The 19,147-nt window shown below is 71.3% G+C and carries 12 protein-coding genes; 3 read left to right on the top strand and 9 right to left on the bottom strand.

Annotated elements, in window-relative coordinates; all coding sequences use genetic code 11:
* Positions 1 to 209: 209 nt before the first annotated feature.
* From ffh to nsdA, 5 genes are all read right to left on the bottom strand, one after another.
* Positions 210 to 1,760 (bottom strand): signal recognition particle protein, encoded by a 1,551-nt coding sequence (ffh, locus tag ACSYGO_RS32495; protein ID WP_426677973.1) that lies wholly within the window; start codon positions 1,758 to 1,760, stop codon positions 210 to 212.
* Positions 1,761 to 2,074: 314 nt separating this feature from the next.
* The gene (locus tag ACSYGO_RS32490) at positions 2,075 to 4,522 is read right to left on the bottom strand and encodes a [protein-PII] uridylyltransferase (RefSeq protein ID WP_460388613.1); all 2,448 of its coding nucleotides are present in this window, start codon (positions 4,520 to 4,522) and stop codon (positions 2,075 to 2,077) included.
* A gap of 25 nt (positions 4,523 to 4,547) precedes the next feature.
* Positions 4,548 to 4,886 carry a P-II family nitrogen regulator gene (locus ACSYGO_RS32485; RefSeq protein WP_086730248.1) on the bottom strand — a complete coding sequence of 113 codons (339 nt, stop codon included), beginning with the start codon at positions 4,884 to 4,886 and terminating at the stop codon, positions 4,548 to 4,550.
* A complete protein-coding gene (locus tag ACSYGO_RS32480; RefSeq protein ID WP_095936908.1) occupies positions 4,883 to 6,223 on the bottom strand; it encodes an ammonium transporter in 1,341 nt (446 codons plus the stop codon). Before ACSYGO_RS32480 ends, ACSYGO_RS32485 begins: the two co-directional genes overlap by 4 nt.
* A 336-nt stretch (positions 6,224 to 6,559) precedes the next feature.
* Positions 6,560 to 8,035 carry a transcriptional repressor NsdA gene (gene nsdA, locus ACSYGO_RS32475; protein ID WP_426677971.1) on the bottom strand — a complete coding sequence of 492 codons (1,476 nt, stop codon included), beginning with the start codon at positions 8,033 to 8,035 and terminating at the stop codon, positions 6,560 to 6,562.
* Positions 8,036 to 8,481: 446 nt separating this feature from the next.
* On the opposite strand from nsdA, the gene ACSYGO_RS32470 reads away from it, so the two are divergent.
* Positions 8,482 to 9,144, top strand: coding sequence for a bifunctional DNA primase/polymerase (locus tag ACSYGO_RS32470; protein WP_426677970.1), 663 nt, complete (start codon positions 8,482 to 8,484; stop codon positions 9,142 to 9,144).
* Between the two features lie 226 nt (positions 9,145 to 9,370).
* Here ACSYGO_RS32470 and ftsY read toward each other — a convergent pair whose 3' ends face one another.
* Positions 9,371 to 10,579 (bottom strand): signal recognition particle-docking protein FtsY, encoded by a 1,209-nt coding sequence (gene ftsY, locus ACSYGO_RS32465; RefSeq protein WP_432172460.1) that lies wholly within the window; start codon positions 10,577 to 10,579, stop codon positions 9,371 to 9,373.
* Positions 10,580 to 10,688: 109 nt separating this feature from the next.
* On the opposite strand from ftsY, the gene ACSYGO_RS32460 reads away from it, so the two are divergent.
* Together ACSYGO_RS32460 and ACSYGO_RS32455 are read left to right on the top strand one after the other, a co-directional pair.
* The gene (locus tag ACSYGO_RS32460) at positions 10,689 to 12,275 is read left to right on the top strand and encodes a cytosine permease (RefSeq protein ID WP_460388610.1); all 1,587 of its coding nucleotides are present in this window, start codon (positions 10,689 to 10,691) and stop codon (positions 12,273 to 12,275) included.
* Positions 12,276 to 12,322: 47 nt separating this feature from the next.
* Positions 12,323 to 13,303, top strand: a complete 981-nt coding sequence (locus tag ACSYGO_RS32455; protein ID WP_432187107.1) for an LLM class flavin-dependent oxidoreductase — start codon at positions 12,323 to 12,325, stop codon at positions 13,301 to 13,303.
* Positions 13,304 to 13,403: 100 nt separating this feature from the next.
* Here the strand turns inward: ACSYGO_RS32455 and ACSYGO_RS32450 are convergent, their stop codons facing one another.
* The 3 genes from ACSYGO_RS32450 to ACSYGO_RS32440 all read right to left on the bottom strand — a co-directional run bounded on the left by ACSYGO_RS32450 (position 13,404) and on the right by ACSYGO_RS32440 (position 19,080).
* The gene (locus tag ACSYGO_RS32450; RefSeq protein WP_426677966.1) at positions 13,404 to 14,822 is read right to left on the bottom strand and encodes a sugar porter family MFS transporter; all 1,419 of its coding nucleotides are present in this window, start codon (positions 14,820 to 14,822) and stop codon (positions 13,404 to 13,406) included.
* Between the two features lie 271 nt (positions 14,823 to 15,093).
* Complete coding sequence (smc, locus tag ACSYGO_RS32445; RefSeq protein WP_460388607.1) at positions 15,094 to 18,666, bottom strand: chromosome segregation protein SMC; 3,573 nt, start codon at positions 18,664 to 18,666, stop codon at positions 15,094 to 15,096.
* A gap of 210 nt (positions 18,667 to 18,876) precedes the next feature.
* Positions 18,877 to 19,080, bottom strand: a complete 204-nt coding sequence (locus tag ACSYGO_RS32440) for a hypothetical protein (protein WP_028802434.1) — start codon at positions 19,078 to 19,080, stop codon at positions 18,877 to 18,879.
* Between the last annotated feature and the right edge of the window lie 67 nt (positions 19,081 to 19,147).

The raw sequence follows: 19,147 nt of genomic DNA, 5'->3' as shown, positions 1-19,147 counted from the left end.
CGGCACCCGGCACCCCAGTGGACCTCGGCGTCGGCACCGGCACCTCGGCGGACACGAAGGGAGGCTCCCCTTCGGGCGGGCCCGGCACCCGGGCCGGTCCCCCGCTCCGGCAAACGCCGAGGGCGCCCCTTCGGAGAGGGGCGCCCTCGATGACGTACGAGAGTCGGCCGGCCCGGTGCGGGCCGACGGGCCGGGGACTTCGCGAGCCGTCAGCCCATGAACTTCTTGAACTCGTCCGGGAGCTCGAAGTCCTTGCCGCCCTGCTGCGGCAGGTCGAAGGCGCCGCCCGGCTGCGCACCGGCCTCGCGGCGCGCGGCGGCCTCTTCCTCCTGCTGCTTGCGCTTCATCGGGTTGCCGGAGCGCTGCTTGCCCTTGGCCTGCTTCGGCTTCTTCTTGGTGCGGCCGGGGCCGCCACCCATGCCCGGCATCCCGGGCATACCCGGCATGCCGCCGCCCTGGGCCATGCGGGACATCATCTTGCGGGCCTCGAAGAAGCGCTCGACCAGGCTCTTGACGGCACTCACCTCGACGCCGGAGCCCTTGGCGATACGGGCCCGGCGCGAGCCGTTGATGATCGTCGGCTCCTGGCGCTCGGCCGGGGTCATCGACTTGATGATGGCGGCCGTGCGGTCGACGTCACGCTCGTCGAGGTTGTTGATCTGGTCCTTGATCTGGCCCATGCCCGGGAGCATGCCGAGCAGCTTGCTGATGCTGCCCATCTTCCGGACCTGCTCCATCTGGGCCAGGAAGTCGTCCAGGGTGAAGTCCTGGCCCTTCTTGGACGCCAGCTTGGAGGCCATCTTCTCGGCCTCTTCCTGGCTGAACGTCTTCTCCGCCTGCTCGATCAGGGTGAGCAGGTCACCCATGTCGAGGATGCGGGAGGCCATCCGGTCAGGGTGGAAGGCGTCGAAGTCGTCGAGCTTCTCGCCGTTCGACGCGAACATGATCGGCTTGCCGGTGACCGAGGCGATCGACAGCGCGGCACCACCACGGGCGTCGCCGTCGAGCTTCGAGAGCACGACACCGTCGAAGCCGACGCCGTCACGGAAGGCCTCGGCGGTGTTGACCGCGTCCTGACCGATCATCGCGTCGACGACGAAGAGAATCTCGTCCGGCGAGACCGCGTCACGGATGTCAGCGGCCTGCTGCATCATGTCCTGGTCGATGCCGAGGCGGCCCGCGGTGTCCACGATCACGATGTCGTGGACCTTGGTCTTCGCGAACTCCATGGAGTCCTTGGCGACCTTGACCGGGTCGCCGACGCCGTTGCCCGGCTCGGGCGCGTAGACCGCGACGCCGGCGCGCTCGGCGACGACGCTGAGCTGGTTCACCGCGTTCGGGCGCTGGAGGTCGGCGGCGACGAGCAGCGGCGAGTGGCCCTGGTCCTTGAGGTGCTTGCCGAGCTTGCCCGCGAGGGTCGTCTTACCGGCACCCTGCAGACCCGCGAGCATGATCACGGTGGGCGGGTTCTTGGCGAACCGCAGACGACGGGTCTCGCCGCCGAGGATCGTGACCAGTTCCTCGTTGACGATCTTCAGGACCTGCTGGGCCGGGTTCAGCGCCTTGGAGACCTCGGCACCGAGCGCGCGCTCCTTGACGTTCTTGATGAAGGCCCGCACGACCGGCAGGGCCACGTCCGCCTCGAGGAGCGCGATACGGATCTCGCGTGCGGTGGCGTCGATGTCAGCTTCGGACAGCCGGCCCTTGCCCCGCAGGTTCTTGAACGTCGCTGAGAGGCGATCGGAGAGAGTATCGAACACGGCGCTCGTCGGTCCTCAGGGGTCGGGGTCGTTGGGAATCGCCCTCCAGGGTATCCGGCCGCGTGCGGTGGGGTCTCCACCCCGTTCGTACGAGACCGGTGACCGGCCAGGACATCGGCTCCCGATCCGGCATGCGCGGGGTGCCCCGCCGGGCCGACGCCAGGCGCGCCGACCACACCGGCTACAGGGCCGTGCACGTACGCCGAACATGGGCCGGGCCCACCAGCCAGGGCGAGCCCGGGCTCGGCGGACCCGCCCGCCGGGCAGGGCTCAGGGTCAGGCGGGCATACCACCGGGCCTGACCCGGGCCGGGCTCACGTCCGCAGTGCCTCCTCCAGGGCGCGGGCCACCGCGGCGGCCTCCTCTCCGGGGAGGGGCGCTCCCTTCGTGCCGGTCACGTAGAAGGCGTCCACGGCGTTCGCGCCGAGAGTGGAGACGTGCATGCTCCGCACCCGGACCTCCGCGTCCTCCAGGGCCCTGCCGAGGCGGTGCAGCAGCCCGGGGGCGTCGTGGGCGCGGACCTCGATGACGGTGGCGTGCCGGGAGGCCGCGGGGGCGACCGTCACCCGGGGCGGCGGCGCGACCGTGCCCCGGCGCCGCGGGTAGGCGGCGTCGCGCTCGGCGAGGCGGGCCGCGATGTCGAGGGAGCCGTCCAGGGCGCGGACGAGGTCGGCGCGCAGCCGGGCGGCCTGCGGCAGCGAGCCGTATTCGGCGGCGACCCGCCAGTCGAGCAGCAGCACCGAGCCCTCGACCTCCTCGGGCAGATCCAGGGCGCGCAGCCCCGCGGTGCGCACGGTCAGCCGGTGCATGGCGAGCACGCCGGCGACCGCGGGCAGCACACCGGGCTGGTCGGGCACCGCGATGAGGAGCTCCACGCCCAGTGGCTCGGGATCCTCCGCGGGGGTGTCGGCGTCGGCCGGTTCCGTCTGCGCGCGCAGCGCCAGCACCGGGCCGCCGGTCCGGAACGCCTCGATCGCGAGCCGCTCCTGCTCCGCCGTGGGCGCCACGGCCTCGGGCTCCTCGGGATCGTCGCCCGCGAGCACCGCAGAGACCCGTTTGACCAGGTCGGCCACGAGGGACCCGCGCCAGGACGACCAGGCGGCGGGCCCGGTGGCGAGCGCGTCGGCCTCGGTGAGGGCGTGCAGCAGCTCCAGGGTGCCCTGGGAGCCGACGGCCTCGGCGACCGAGCGGACGGTGGCCGGATCCTCCAGGTCGCGCCGGGTCGCGGTGTCGACGAGGAGCAGGTGATGGCGTACGAGGGTGGCGAGGACCCCCACGTCCGTGCGGTCGAAGCCGATCCTGGCGGCCACGTCGCGCGCGATGATCTCGCCGGCCACGGAGTGGTCGCCGGGCCAGCCCTTGCCGATGTCGTGCAGCAGGGAGGCGACGAGCAGCAGGTCGGGGCGGCCGACGCGCCGGGTGAGCTCGGAGGCCCGTACCGCCGTCTCGATGAGATGGCGGTCGACGGTCCAGATGTGCACGGCGTTGCGCTGCGGCCGGCAGCGCACCCGCTCCCAGTCGGGCAGCAGCCGGGTGATCAGCCCTTCCGCCTCCAGCGCCTCCCAGACCTCGACGGTCGGGCGGCCCGAGCCGAGGAGGGTGACGAGCTGCTCGCGCGCCTCCGCGGGCCAGGGGGTGGGCAGGGGGCGCGCCACGGCCGCCATGCGCCGCACGGCGTGCAGCGACAGCGGAATCCCGGCCTGCGCCGCGGCCGCCGCCGCCCGCAGCGGGAGCACGGGGTCGCGCTCCGGACGTGCGGCACGGGCGAGCACCGCCTCGCCGTCCTGCTCGACCACGCCCTCCGCGAGGGGCGAGCGCTCGGCGACCGGCTTGCCGCCGCCGAGCATGGCGCGCAGACGCGGACGTACGGCACGCGAGCGCAGCACACGCCCGACCTCGCGCCAGGTCACGTCGCTGGCGTACGAGACGACCCGGGCGGACTCGTATACCTGGCGGAGCAGGGTGTCGGCGTCCAGCAGCCCGAGCTCCGCGGCGACCTGGTCCTGTTCCTGGAGCGAGAGGCGGTCGGTGGCGCGTCCGGTGGTGAGGTGCAGTGCGTCGCGGACGTCGAGGAGGCGCCTGCGGGCGTCGGCGAGGCCCTCGCGGGGCGCGTCGGCGAGCCAGGAAGCGGCCACGGCGCGCAGGGCGGTGGCGTCGCGCAGCCCGCCGCGCGCCTCCTTCAGGTCCGGTTCGAGGAGGTACTGGAGCTCGCCCTGGCGTTCGGCGCGCTCGGCGCACAGCTCCTGGAGCTCGGGGAGGCGTTTGGGTGCCTGGTTGCGCCAGTCGGCGAGGACGGCCGTGCGCAGTCCGGCGGTCAGGCCGAGGTCGCCCGCGATGTGCCGGGCGTCCAGCAGGCCGAGCTGCACCTTGAGGTCGTCGCCCGCGGTCTTGCGGGCCTCGGCGGGGGTGCGCACGGAGTGGTCGAGGGCCAGGCCCAGGTCCCAGACGGGGTACCAGACGCGGTCGGCGAGCGCGGCGACGCCGCCGGGGTCGCTGCCGTCGTGCAGGAGCAGCAGGTCGAGGTCGCTGCGGGGGGAGAGCTCTCCGCGGCCGTAGCCGCCGACGGCGACGAGCGAGACGCCGCGCAGCCCCTCGGAGCCGGCCGTGAACAGGCCGGTGAGCCAGTCGTCGGTCAGTTCGGCGAGGGCCGTACGGCGCGGCGGCCCGGACCGCGCCCCCTCCTGGAGGAGGCGCAGCCGGGCCGCCGCGTAGCCGCTGGGTCCCGAGTCCTCTGCTTCCGCACGCACGTCCGTACTCGTCACCCAGCGACTCCTGTCCTCGTGCTGATCAGAGCGCGTCCGGGCCGCGCTCGCCGGTCCGGACCCGGACCGCCGTGTCGACCGGGAGGGACCAGACCTTGCCGTCACCGATCTTGCCGGTCCGGGCCGCCTTGACGACGACCTCGATGAGCTGTTCGGCGTCGTCGTCCTCGGCCAGGACCTCGATGCGGATCTTGGGGACCAGGTCGACGGTGTACTCGGCACCGCGGTAGACCTCGGTGTGGCCCCTCTGCCGACCGTAGCCGCTGGCTTCGGTGACCGTCAGTCCGTGTACTCCGAAGGCCTGGAGGGCCTCCTTGATCTCGTCGAGCCGGTGGGGCTTCACGACGGCGGTGATGAGCTTCATGCGTCCACCTTCTTCGTCTGCGCGTCGGCGACCGGGGTCGGGACCGCGGTCCGGGCCGCGCCGCCACCGGCGCCGCTGAAGTCGTATGCGGTCTCGGCGTGCTCGGCCTGGTCGATGCCCGCGATCTCCTCGTCCTCGGTGACCCGCATGCCGATCGTCTTGTCGATCAGGAAGGCGAGGATCGCGGAGGCGACGAGGGAGTAGCCGAGGACGGCGAAGACACCGGCGCACTGCTTCCAGAACTGGTCGAGTCCGCCGCCGTAGAACAGGCCCTTGACGTCGGACTGGCCGCCGCCGCTGGCGAAGAAGCCGATGAGCAGCGAGCCGACGACACCGCCGACGAGGTGGACGCCGACGACATCGAGGGAGTCGTCGTAGTTGAACCTGTACTTGAGGCCGACGGCCATGGCGCACAGCACACCGGCGATGGCGCCGACGGCGATCGCGCCGAGCGGGGAGACGGCACCGCCGGACGGGGTGATCGCGACCAGACCGGCGACCGCGCCGGAGGCGGCACCCAGGGTGGTGAACGCGCCGTGCCGGATCTTCTCGTAGGCGAGCCAGGCGAGCATGGCGGCGGCGGTGGCGATCTGCGTGTTGACGAACATCAGCGCGCCGACGCCGTCGTCGTTGCCGAGCCACGAGCCGGCGTTGAAGCCGAACCAGCCGAACCACAGCAGACCGCAGCCGAGCATGACCAGCGGGAGGCTGTGCGGGCGCATCGGGTCCTTCTTGAAGCCGACGCGCTTGCCGATGACGAGGATGACGCCGAGTGCTGCCGCACCCGCGTTGATGTGGACCGCCGTACCACCCGCGAAGTCGATCACGCCGAGGTCGAAGGCCCAGCCGCCGGTGCCCCAGACCCAGTGCGCGACCGGGAAGTACACGACCGTGGCCCACAGCGCGATGAACAGGGACCAGGCGGTGAACTTCACGCGGTCCGCGAGGGCGCCGCTTATCAGGGCGGGCGTGATGATCGCGAACATCAGCTGGAAGACGGCGAAGACGTAGATCGGGATGGTGTAGCCGTCCCAGAGCTCCATCTTGCCGATGCCGCTGAATCCGACGAAGTCGGAGGTCCAGCCGACGAGGGAGCCCTTGTCGGTGCCGAAGGCGACCGAGAAGCCGTACAGCACCCACAGGATGGTGACGATCCCCATGCTGATGAAGCTCATCATCAGCATGTTCAGGGTGCTCTTGACGCGGACCATGCCTCCGTAGAAGAAGGCGAGTCCGGGTGTCATGATCAGCACCAGGGCGGAACAGATGAGCATGAACCCTGTGTTGGCGGCAGACAGCTTGGGTGCCTCTGCGGCAAGGGTGATGGCTGGTGCCATCGGCGTCTCCTCGTCGTTGGTACGGCCCCGTGCGGGCGAAGCCTGAGTGGTCGTGAGGGGTGGGCCGGTTATGCGCCATGAGATTGGCGCAGCGCGGTTTCGGTCGAAGCCCCTCGTTGTTTCGCCGCAGTGACGAAGAGGTCCTGTGTGTTACGCGTCGATGAACTGCCTGCTGCCGGGCCGAGCGATCGTTATCGTGGCGCAACCTTCTTCGAAGGCAAAAGAACCGGCCACGGCGGGTCGTCCGATGACCTGGCATGGGGGAGCCGAGTCGGGCAGTTCGGGACGACCGGCCGTGGCCGGGGTACGGGGCGGGGCCGCTGCCGCGGCCCCGGGTCAGACCGCCTCTGCGGTCTCGGGCAGGTCGATGGCGAGCTGGTCGGTGAGATCGATGACCTGGGCGAGGTCCCCGAAGTCGCGGACCGCGGCGTCGACCGTCTTTCGGATACGAGTGTTCACGCGCTCGGAGCGCACCTTCTTGGCGATCTTCATGGCGTCCTTGGCCAGCGCCACGCTCCGCTCGGGCTCACGTTGCATCAGGTGCACGGTGGCCAGGCCGACGAGGTTGAGCGCGTACGAGCGCTGGTGCTCGGAGTCCTTGGCGAAGCGGTCGACGGCCTCCTGCATCAGGGGCTCGGCCAGGGACGCGTACGTGGGGCTGCGGCCGGCCACGTACGCGAGGTCGCGGTAGGAGTGGGAGTTCTCGCCGTACAGCTCGGCCTTGGAGAAGAAGCGGATCCAGTCGGGGTCCGGGTCGTCCCACTCGTCGACGTCGCAGAAGGTGTCCTCGGCCATCCGCACGGCCCGCTTGCACTTTCCGGGCTGGCCCATGTTGGCGTAGGCACGGGCCTCCATCGCATACAGCATCGACTGGGTGCGCGGGCTCGCGCAGTCACGGCTGCCGTACTGCGCGAGGTGGATGAGCTCGATGGCGTCCTCGGGCCGCCCGAGGTGGATCATCTGGCGGCTCATGCTGGACAGGATGTACGCGCCGAGCGGCTTGTCGCCCGCTTCCTTCGCGGCGTGCAGCGCGAGCACGAAGTACTTCTGCGCGGTGGGCTGGAGTCCCACGTCGTAGCTCATCCAGCCCGCGAGCTCGGCCAGCTCGGCGGCGACCTTGAACAGACGTTTGTTGGTCGCGGGGGGCTGGGGCTCCTGGAGCAGGTCCGTCACCTCGTGCAGCTGGCCGACGACGGCCTTGCGGCGCAGACCGCCGCCGCACTGCGCGTCCCACTGGCGGAACATCACCGTGGTGGACTCCAGCAGGTCCAGCTCCGGCTTGGAGAGCCGGCCGCCGCGGCGTGCCGAGGCCGGAGGCTCGGGCTCCTCGTGGGGTGCGGTGGGGGTGGGGACGAGCCAGCGCTGCATCGGCTCGATCAGGGCCGGTCCGGCGGACAGCGACAGCGAGCTGCCGAGGAAGCCGCGTCGCGCCAGCATCAGGTCGCTGCGCGAGTACTCACTGATCAGGGCCACCGTCTGCGGGCCCGTCCAGGGCAGGTCCACGCCGGACACGGACGGTGACTGGTGGGCGGCCCGCAGGCCGAGGTCCTCGACGGCGACGACGCAGCCGAACCGCTCGGAGAACAGCTCGGACAGGATGCGCGGGATCGGCTCGCGCGGGTTCTCCCCGTCCAGCCAGCGGCGCACCCGCGAGGTGTCCGTGGAGATGTGGTTGGCCCCCAATTGGCGGGCCCTGCGGTTCACTTGACGTGCGAGTTCGCCCTTGGACCAGCCGCTGCGCACGAACCATGAGCCGAGCAGCTCATTGGGGCGCTTGTCAGCGTTCGTACTGCTTCCGCCGTTGCCGCCCACTGGAACGCCCCCATCCCTGAGACCACTTGTACGCTGCGTGCGCCAAGCCCTATCAGAATGCCGGTAAATACGGCCGCCCGTCCCGTAGTTCTCACCCTTCGAACGGGAAGCCGACTTGCCCTTGGCATACCCACGAGTGCACACGCCCCCAGGACTCGTGTACTCAAAGTAATCCTACGATCACCGCTCCAGCCATGGCGATCCATGAAACGCCACCATTCGCCACCCCTTCGAATGAACTCCGCCTGGCCTGCGCGCGATTCACTTGACACAGGAAATGCAGGGGTGGGTGGAGCGGTGTACGCCGGGGCGCGCGGAGCCGAGCACACCACCCGGTGCACCACAACGCGCCGCCTGGACCGGGCGGCACGGGGAAGTCGGGAACAGAGGGTCACATTCCGATTCCTCCACGTAACCACTGGTGCGTCGGACCCGTTGGAGGGGGCATGGGCTTCACGATCGGCAGCAGCCGGGGGTTGCGCGAAATCCGGCCCGGCACGCGGCGCCGCGGCCGCTCGTCGGAATGCACCGCCGTGGCCGAGTTCACCGGACTGTGGGGCTGGGACGCGGTCCCGGGCGCCCGTGCCGCCGCGGGGACGTGCTCGTGCGGCAGGGCCGACTGCGTCGCCCCGGGTGCGCACCCCCTGGACTTCGCCCCCACCGTCCCGGCCGGCGCCACGCTCGACGAGGTCTCCGAGGTCTGGGCCGACTTCCCCGGCGCCGCGGTGATGCTGCCGGTCGGCCGCTCCTTCGACGTGATCGAGGTCGCCGAGCCCGCCGGGCGCCGCGCACTCGCCCGCCTGGAACGGATGGGCCTCCCGCTCGGCCCGGTCACGGTGACGCCGGACGGCCGCGCGCACTACTTCGTCGCCCCCGGCGCCGCCGCCGAGCTGCCCGAGCTGCTCTACCGGATGGGCTGGGACGATCCGTCCCTGGACCTGCGCGGTCTGGGCCCGGGCTCCTTCATCACGGCGCCGCCCTCCGACCGCGGCGGCCTCGGCCCCGTGCGCTGGCTGCGCTCCCCCGCCCTCGACTCGGCGACCCGGCCGCCGCAGGCCCGGCTGCTCCTGGGCACGCTGGCGTACGTGGCGCACCGCTCGCGCGTCTGAGGGCTGTTCCGTGATGCCCGGCGGGCTCGGGGCGTGTCGTTCGGGTCCCCCGGGGCCCGCGGTGATCCGAGCGACACCCCCGGCCTTCCCCGTCACGGGGGCCGCATGACGAAGCGCCCGCTCCCAACTGCACCTTGGGGGCGGGCGCTTCTCTTCGACGGCCGGACGGCCGCGTTCCCGCGGCCCGGGCGTGCCCCGCGGGACAGGCCCCCGGCCGGGGGTGGCGTCACTCGCCGATGAGCGCGTCCACGAACGCCTCGGGCTCGAACGGCGCCAGGTCGTCCGCGCCCTCACCGAGACCCACCAGCTTGACGGGCACGCCCAGGTCGCGCTGCACGGCGATGACGATGCCGCCCTTGGCGGTGCCGTCCAGCTTGGTCAGCACGATGCCGGTGATGTCGACGACCTCGGCGAAGACGCGCGCCTGGACCAGACCGTTCTGGCCGGTGGTCGCGTCGAGGACGAGCAGCACCTCGTCGAGCGGGGCGTGCTTCTCGACGACACGCTTGACCTTGCCGAGCTCGTCCATGAGGCCGGTCTTGGTGTGGAGCCGGCCCGCGGTGTCGATGAGGACGACGTCGGCGCCCTCCTCGATGCCCTCCTTGACCGCGTCGAAGGCGATCGAGGCGGGGTCGCCGCCCTCGGGGCCGCGCACGGTGCGGGCACCCACGCGCTCGCCCCAGGTCTGCAGCTGGTCGGCGGCGGCGGCACGGAAGGTGTCGGCGGCGCCCAGCACGACGCTCTTGCCGTCGGCGACGAGCACGCGCGCGAGCTTTCCGGTGGTCGTGGTCTTACCGGTGCCGTTGACACCGACGACCATGACGATGCCCGGGGTGTCGAGGTTCGAGTCGGTCTTGACCACGCGGTCGAACTCGGGGACGAGGAGCTGGAGCAGCTCCTCGCGCAGCAGGCCGCGCAGCTCGTCCGGCGTCCGGGTGCCGAGCACCTTCACGCGCTCGCGCAGCCGCTCGACCAGTTCCTGGGTGGGCTGCACGCCGACGTCGGCGGTGAGGAGGGTGTCCTCGATCTCCTCCCAGGTCTCCTCGTCGAGGTGCTCGCGGGAGAGCAGCGTGAGCAGCCCCTTGCCGAGCGCGTTCTGGGAGCGGGAGAGCCGGGCGCGCAGGCGCACCAGGCGCCCGGCGGTCGGCTCCGGGATCTCGACGGCGGGCGCCTCGATGGGGAGGGGCTCCTCGACGACGACCGGCGCGGCGGCCGAGCCCTCGGGAAGATCCACCTCCTCGATCGTGCGGCGCTCTTCGTCGTGCGGTGCCTCGGCCTCGTCGCCGACGTGCGGCTCGGCCGGAGGGGCGGTGATGTCGGGGGCGGCCGGGGGCGGCGGGGGCAGCTGCTTGTGCCTGCGGCTGCCGATGACGAGCCCGCCGAGCGCGCCGATCACGACCAAGGCGATGACTACAGCAAGGATGACGGTTTCCATAACCCACCCAGTATCGGCCATGCCCCTCACGGGAACCCAGCTTGTGTTTTCCTCCAGGGAACATAAGCCATTTAGAGGATTTAGTAGGACCAACGTACGATTGTGGGCCATGAGCTCCACCGCATCGACCGATGGCGCCCACCGACCTCGTGCCCGCGGCTCCCGCGAACCGCACGCCCCGCACTCCCCCGGAGCACATGCCCGCGCCGGTCGCGGTCCGCGCGACGAGGACACCCCGGAACCTCCCGCGGGGGACACCCCCGGCGCGCCCGCGCCGCGCGCCCTGGAGACCCGGGGCATCGAGCCCGTCCCGCCCGGCGAGCGCCGGGCGAGGACTCGCGGGCTCTTCCCCACCTGGGTCGCCGCCAACATCACCGTCCTGCTGCTGACCATGGGGGCGAGCCTGTCGGTCGCCTTCCGGCTCAACATCTGGCAGGCCCTGGTCGTCGGCGTCGCGGCGCCGGCCGTGTCGTACGGGCTGGTCGGACTGGTCGGCATCGCGGGCAAGCGCGGCGGAGCCCCGGGGATGGCGCTGTCGCGTGCGGTTTTCGGCCAGCGCGGGAACCTCCTGCCCGGCTCGCTGATCTGGGTCGCCCGGTGGGGCTGGGAGACGATCAACGCGGTGACCGGCGCCTACGCCCTGCTCACCGTGCTCGACATCCTCTTCGGCGTCCGGAGCAGCACGGTCCTGGTCGTCGCGGCCCTGCTGCTGTTCGTCGTCGCGACGTTCGCGATCTCGGGGCTCGGGATCGGCGCGGTGCGCCGGTGCGCCAAGTGGGCGACGTACCTGTTCGGCGTCTTCTCCGTGCTCGTCCTCGGCCACCTCGTCGGCGACACGGACTGGGGCCGGGTGTTCGCTCAGCCGGCGGGTCCCACGGCTCTGATGGTCACGGGGGTGGGGCTGATCGCGGCGGGCGGCATGAGCTGGGCGCCGTCCTCGCCCGACTTCACGCGCTACCTGCCGCGTACGGCGTCGTCGGTGGCGATCGTGCGCAACACCGTCGGCGGAGCCATGATCGTCGTGCTCCCCTTGATCCTGATGGGTGCGGTCATGGCGGTGTCCACCCCGGACCTCGCCTCGGCACCCGATCCGGTCTCCTTCCTCGGCGAGGTCCTGCCGCTGTGGATGGCGGTGCCGTACCTGCTGATCGCCCTGGTCGGCATGCTGCTGATCAACGCGATGTCGATGTACTCGGCGGGCTTCACCGCGCAGACCCTCGGCCTGAAGGTGCCGCGCCACTGGGCGGTCTCGGTCAACGCCGCGATCTCGCTGGTCCTCGGCGGCGTCCTGATGCTCGTCGCGACCAGCTTCCTGAGCTCCTTCCTCGCCTTCCTGTCGCTGCTCGCGGTCGCCTTCTCGGCCTGGGTCGGCGTCTTCGGCGCGGACATGCTGCGCCGCCCGGCGTACGACGGCGAGGCGCTGCTCGACACCACGCGCACCAGCGCCTACTGGTACCGGGGCGGCTTCAGCCCGGCCGCGGTTCTCGCGTGGGCGGCCGGTCTGGGCTCGGGCGTGCTGTTCACCACGTCGGACTGGTTCAGCGGGCCGCTCGCGTCCGGCAACCCGGTCGGTGAGTACGGCCTCGGCTGGGTGGCCACCGCGGCGGTCTCGTTCCTGCTGTACGTCGTGCTGCCGAAACCGGCGGTCCGCGGGCCCGCGGATTCCGCCGAAGAGGCCACGACTATGGCCGTCTGACGCACCGTCAGCTAGCGTCCTCCCCCACACACGAAGGGGGGCACCCCATGCCCGTGACGGTCGTTCGCTTCAACCTCGTCGAGCCCGACGCCACCCCCGCCTCCCTCAGCGCCCGCTACAAGGCGGCCGTCGAGATGGCCGCCTACGCCGACGACCGCGGCATCACCACCGTGCAGACCGAGGAGCACCACGGCGTCGCCAACAACTGGCTGCCCTCGCCGTTCGCGTTCGCGGGCGCCGTCTTCGGCGCGACCCGGCACATAGCGGTCACCGTGTCGGCGGTCATCGGCCCGCTGCACGATCCGCTGCGCCTCGCCGAGGACGTCGCGGTGCTCGACCTGCTCAGCGGCGGACGGCTCGTGACGGTGGCCGGGATCGGCTACCGGCCCGAGGAGTACGCCCAGTTCGACGTGGACTGGAAGCGGCGCGGCCGGCTCCAGGACGAACTCCTGGAGACCGTGCTGAAGGCGTGGAGCGGCGAGGAGTTCTCCTACCGCGGCCGTACGGTCCGGGTCACCCCGCGGCCGTTCTCCGATCCGCATCCCCTGCTGCTGGTCGGCGGTTCGTCGAAGGCGGCGGCCCGGCGTGCCGCCCGTCTCGGGCTTCCGTTCTTCCCGAGCGCGCACCTCCCGGAACTGGAGGCGTACTACAAGGAGCGGCTGACCGAGTACGGCACCGAGGGCTGGACCATGATGCCCGCGGCCGAGACCCCGCTGCTGCACGTCTCCGAGGACCCCGACCGCACCTGGGCCGAGCACGGCAGGCACTTCCTGCACGAGGCCCGGACCTACGCCTCCTGGCAGTCGGGGGACATCCGCTCGGCGGTGAAGTCCGCGGCCACGACGGTCGACGAGCTGCGCGCCGAGGGCGTCTACCGCGTCCTGACGCCGGACGCGTGCGTGGCCCTGGGCCTCGACAACTACGTACTGCACCCGTTGTCCGGCGGGATGCCGGTCGACGAGGGCTGGCGCAGTCTGCACCTGTTCTGTGAGAACGTGCTGCCCCGGCTCGATGCCCTGAAGGGCTGAGCCGGGGCGGTACGCCTCTTACGAGTACGAGGAGAGGGGCAGCGGGGACTTGGCCCTTCTCCCCGAGTCGGGGACCTCTTCGAGGGGGCGGCGGCGGGGCCTAGCCCATCTCCTCCAGGGCCTTGCCCTTCGTCTCCTTCACGTACTTGAGCACGAAGGGGATGGAGAGGGCGGCGAAGATCGTGTAGATCACGTAGGTCGCGGAGAGGTTCCAGTCGGCCAGCGACGGGAAGCTCGCGGTGATGGCCCAGTTGGCGATCCACTGCGCGGAGGCGGCGACGCCGAGCGCGGCGGCGCGGATGCGGTTCGGGAACATCTCGCCGAGGAAGACCCAGACCACCACACCCCAGGAGAGGGCGAAGAAGAGGACGAAGATGTGGGCGGCGATCAGGGCGACCCAGCCCTGGGTCGCCGGCAGCTTGCCGTCCACCAGGTCGAAGGAGAAGGCCCAGGCCTCCAGGCCGAGACCGATGACCATGCCCACGGAGCCGATGAGGGCGAGCGGCTTGCGGCCGATCCGGTCCACGAAGATCATCGCGATCACGGTGCCGATGATGTTGATGATCGACGTGGTGAACGAGTAGAAGAACGAGTCCGTCGGGTCGACGCCGACCGACTGCCACAGCGTCGAGGAGTAGTAGAACGCGACGTTGATGCCGACGAACTGCTGGAAGACCGAGAGACCGATGCCGACCCAGACGATCGGCTTGAAGAAGAAGGAACCGCCGAGCAGGTCCTTGAAGGTCGACTTGTGCTCACGCGTCATGGCGTGCTCGATCTCGGCGACGCGGGCGTCCAGGTCGATCTTGTCGCCCTCGACCTCCTTGAGGACCTCGCGGGCGCGGTCCTGACGGCCGGCGGAGATCAGGAAGCGCGGCGACTCGGGGATCGCGAAGGAGAGCAGGCCGTAGAGGACGGCCGGGATGACCATGACGCCGAGCATGACCTGCCAGGCCTCCAGGCCCATCAGGTTGCCGCGCTGGTCGCCGCCCGCGGCGTTCAGGATGCCCCAGTTGACCAGCTGCGAGATGGCGATGCCGATGACGATGGCGGCCTGCTGGAAGGAGCCGAGACGACCTCGGTACGCGGCCGGGGCGACCTCGGCGATGTACGCGGGGCCGATCACGGAGGCCATGCCGATGGCGAAGCCGCCGATGATGCGCCAGAAGGCGAGGTCCCACAGCGCGAAGGGCAGCGCCGAACCGACGGCGCTGATGGTGAAGAGGACCGCGGCGATCTGCATGCACCGGATGCGGCCGATGCGGTCGGCTATGCGGCCCGCGGTGGCGGCGCCGATGGCGCAGCCGATCAGCGCGATGGCGATGACCTGGGCCAGGGCCGCGGAGCCGATGTCGTAGCGGCTGCGGATGGCCTCGACGGCACCGTTGATCACGGCGCTGTCGTAACCGAAGAGGAAGCCGCCCATGGCGGCCGCCGCCGCGATGAAGATGACATGCCCGAGATGTTCGGGGTGAGCCGACCTGGCTCCTGACTGAGGTGCCTGCGCTGTGCTGGTCACGGGTAACTCCTCGGGCCACCGGCGTCACTGCCGGGGGTGGGGGCGAGCCCTTCGTTGGTGGTTCCAGTGGCGCACAGGTTCACGCCGCCCACCACCTGAAGGCAAAAGCAACGTTGCAGAGACTATGCCTTCAAGTTTCGAAGTCAACCGGCGGCCAGCTATGAATTTGGGCCACAGCCTTCCCAGTGTTGTGTTCAACACTTGAAGTAAAAGTGAAGGCAGAAGGAAGCCCAGGTCAAGACCGGTGTGGGCTACACGCACTTTTGTGGCGCTAGCGGAGACGCTGGCTGATGACCTTCGACACACCGTCGCCCTGCATGGAGACGCCGTACAGCGCGTCGGCGACCTCCATCGTGCGCTTCTGGTGCGTGATCACGATCAGCTGGGAGGCCTCCTGGAGCTCCTGCATGATCCGGATCAGCCGCTGGAGGTTGGTGTCGTCGAGCGCCGCCTCGACCTCGTCCATCACGTAGAACGGACTCGGCCTGGCCTTGAAGATCGACACGAGCATCGCCACCGCGGTCAGGGACCGCTCGCCGCCGGACAGCAGGGAGAGCCGCTTGACCTTCTTGCCCGGCGGCCGGGCCTCGACGTCCACACCCGTGGTGAGCATGTTGTCGGGATCGGTCAGGATCAGCCGCCCCTCCCCTCCCGGGAACAGCCGGCTGAAGACCCCTTCGAATTCCCGGGCCGTGTCCCGGTACGCCTCGGTGAACACCTGCTCGACGCGCTCGTCGACCTCCTTCACCACCTGAAGCAGATCGGCGCGCGTCTTCTTGAGGTCCTCCAGCTGCTCGCTGAGGAACTTGTGACGCTCCTCCAGCGCGGCGAACTCCTCCAGGGCGAGCGGATTGACCTTGCCGAGCTGCTGATACGCCCGTTCGGCCGACTTGAGCCGCTTCTCCTGCTCAGCGCGGTGGAACGGCCGGGGCTGGTTGCGCGGGTGCTCCGGGTCCTCCGGCAGCTCCTCGCCCTCGGCGGGCAGCGACGGCGGCACCGGCTGGTCCGGACCGTAGTCCGCGACGAGCCCGGCCGGCTCGACACCGAGTTCCTCCAGCGCCTTCGACTCCAGTTGCTCTATCCGCAGCCGCTTCTCCGCGCCGAGCACCTCGCCGCGGTGCACCGAGTCCGTCAGCTTGTCGAGCTCCGCCTTCAGGTCGCGGCCCTCGCCCCGGGCCACGCCGAGGGCCTGCTCCCGGTGCGTCTTCGCGTTCTCCGCGGCGGCCCGCTCCTCCTGCGCGCGGGTCAGCGAGACCTCGACGTGGGCGAGCAGCTGGCGCGCGCCGGAGGCGACGGCCTCGGCGACCGCGGCCTCGTGCCGCAGCCGGGCACGCCGCTGCTCGGCACGCGCGCGTGCCTCGCGTTCGGCGCGCGCGGCCCGGTCGAGTCCGTCGGCACGCCCGGCGAGCCCCTTGACCCGCTCCTCGTGCGTACGCACCTGGAGGCGGGCCTCCATCTCGGTCTGCCGGGCGTTGGCGCCGTCGGCGGCGAGCCGGTCGCGCACGGAGGTGTCGGGTTCCTCCTCCACCGGCATCTCTTCGGCCACCGCGAGCCGTTCCGCCAGCTCCTCGGCCTCTTCGACGGCCCGGTCCAGAGCCTCCTGGGCCCGCGCCGCGGCGGCCGTGCTCCGTTCCGCCTCTCCGGCGGCGCCACGCGCCTGGCCGGCCAGCCGCCCGAGCTGCTGCGCGACAGACGACTTCTCCCGCTCGGCGGCCCGCCGCCGCTCACCCAGTTCCTCGACGAGCGCGGCCCGTTCACCGCGCACTCCGGCCGCCAGGTGCTGTGCCTCGGTCAGCTCCTCGCAGCGGACGGCGAGTTCCTCCAGCTCGGCCGCCGCCTCGTCCACGGACGCCTGCACCTCCAGCAGGCTGGGCGCCCCGGCGGAACCGCCGTGCGCGAAGTGCGCGCCGAGCAGGTCGCCCTCCGCGGTGACGGCGGTGAGCTCGGGCCGCGCGTAGACGAGGTCCTCGGCGTCCTCGAGGGTGCCGACGACGACGATGCCGCGCAGCAGCCTCCGTACGGCGGGCATCAGCTCGGCTGGACCGCGGACCAGTTCGGCGGCGTACGGGGGGCCGTCCGGCTGTGCCGGGGAGGCACCCGGGGTGCCGTCTGCGGGCTCGTCCGGCGCTCCGGTCAGCAGGAGGGCCGCCCGGCCCGCGTCCTGCTTGCGCAGCAGCCGGATGGCATCCGCGGCGGAGGCCGGGGTGGTCACGGCGATCGCGTCGGCGGCCGCGCCGAACGCGGCGGCCAGCGGAACCTCGAAACCGGGTGTGACCGAGAGCAGTTCGGCCGCGGGCCCGAGCAGGCCGGTGAGCCGGTCGCGGGCCTCGAGCAGCGCGCCCGTGCCGTCCTTGCGGCGCAGGCCGAGGGCGAGCGCCTCGTGGCGGGCCTGGGTGGCGGCGCGCCTGCGTTCGGCCGTGGTGACCGCTTCGCGGGTGGCGGTCAGGGCGGCCTCCGCCTCGGAGAGCTGCTTCTTGGCCTCCTCGTGCCGCTCGGCGAGTTCGGCGTCGCCCGCGTCGAGGCCGTCGACCTCGGCCTTCAGCTGCTCGTACTCCTCCTGGGCGGCGAAGGCGCGTTCCTGGGCCTCGTCGCGGGCGGAGGCGAGGCGGTCGATCTCGGCCTGGGCGGAGGCGGCACGCGAACGGGCGGCGTTGACCTGGCCGTTCAGGCGGGCGAGGCCCTCACGGCGGTCGGCGATGGCACGGGCCACGTCCTTGAGGCGGCGCTCCTCCAGCGCGAGTTCGCGCTCCAGTTCGGCACGGTGCGCGACCGTGTCCTCCAGAGCCCGTTCGGCCGCCTCCAGCGCCGCTTCGAGCTCGGCCTCCTGCTCGCGGATGCGCGCGGCTTCGCGCTCCATGTCCTCGGGGTCGCGCCCGCGCCGCTCCTCGGCTGGCACGGACGTGGCGCTCTTCACGCGTGCGTCGGCCAGCGAGATCGTGCCGCGCACCCGCTCGGCGAGCTGCGACAGCTCGTACCAGGTCTGCTGGGCCCGCTGGAGGCGCGGAGTCAGCTGCCGCACCTCGTCCTCCAGCAGGGCCTCACGCTGGAGCGCCTTCTTCAACTCGGCCTCGGCGGACTCCTTGCGCGCCTTCAGTGCGGCCTCGTCGGCGATCTCGGTCTGCAGCGCCTGCCGCAGCCGTACGAGGTCGTCGGCGAGGAGCCGCAGCCGCGCGTCGCGCAGGTCGGCCTGGATGACCGCCGCCCGGCGCGCCACCGCCGCCTGCCGGCCGAGCGGCTTCAGCTGCCGCCGCAGCTCGTCCGTGAGGTCCTGCACGCGGGCGAGGTTGGCCTGCATCGCGTCCAGTTTCCGCAGCGCCTTCTCCTTGCGCTTGCGGTGCTTGAGGACGCCCGCGGCCTCCTCGATGAACGCGCGGCGGCCCATCGGGTCGGCGTGCAGGACGGAGTCGAGCTGGCCCTGCCCGACGATGACGTGCATCTCGCGGCCGATGCCGGAGTCGGACAACAGCTCCTGGATGTCGAGGAGCCGGCAGGTGTCGCCGTTGATCTGGTACTCGCTGCCGCCGTTGCGGAACATGATCCGCGTGATGGTGACCTCGGCGTACTCGATGGGCAGGGCCCCGTCGGAGTTGTCGATGGTGAGGGACACCTCGGCGCGGCCCAACGGCGGGCGGCCGGTGGTGCCGGCGAAGATGACGTCCTCCATCTTGCCGCCGCGCAGCGACTTGGCCCCCTGCTCGCCCATGACCCAGCTCAGCGCGTCCACGACATTGGACTTGCCCGAGCCGTTGGGGCCCACGACGCACGTGATGCCCGGCTCGAACCGCAGCGTGGTCGCCGAGGCGAACGACTTGAACCCGCGCAGGGTCAGGGCCTTGAGGTGCACGCCGCTGGACTCTACCTTTCGGGCCGGGTCTCACTCCATGAACGCGCGGTTTCACCCATGAACGTGCAGGGCACACCAGACGGTGAAGAGAGGGGAAGGGGACGCGGGGGCAAGAAAGAAGGGACGCCGAAGAGGCGTCCCTTGCAAATCTGACAACTTAGCGGTTGATACGGGCAGCCCAACCACTGCTGTCGTGGTGCGGTGCAGTGATCAGGTGAGCGCAGGCTCCGCCTGGGGTACGTCGATGCTCTCAAGAAGCGAATCGTGAGAAGCGGCAGCCGCGAGCGCGTCGTTCTCGGCCTGGATCCGTACGAGCTCGGATTCGAGGTCCTGTACGCGCTGCTGGAGCCGTCGCATCTCGGCAATGAGTCGCGGGTCGGAACCGCCGACGTAACCGAGAAGCGCCTTTGCCATGATGGATGGTCCTCCACACTGAGTGACCGACCGAAGCGGTGTGGGTCGTGAGGGAATCGCACCCGCG

Source organism: Streptomyces krungchingensis (assembly GCF_054729265.1).
The sequence above is the reverse complement of the archived record's forward strand: the minus strand, read 5'-3'. Positions and strand labels throughout refer to the sequence as shown.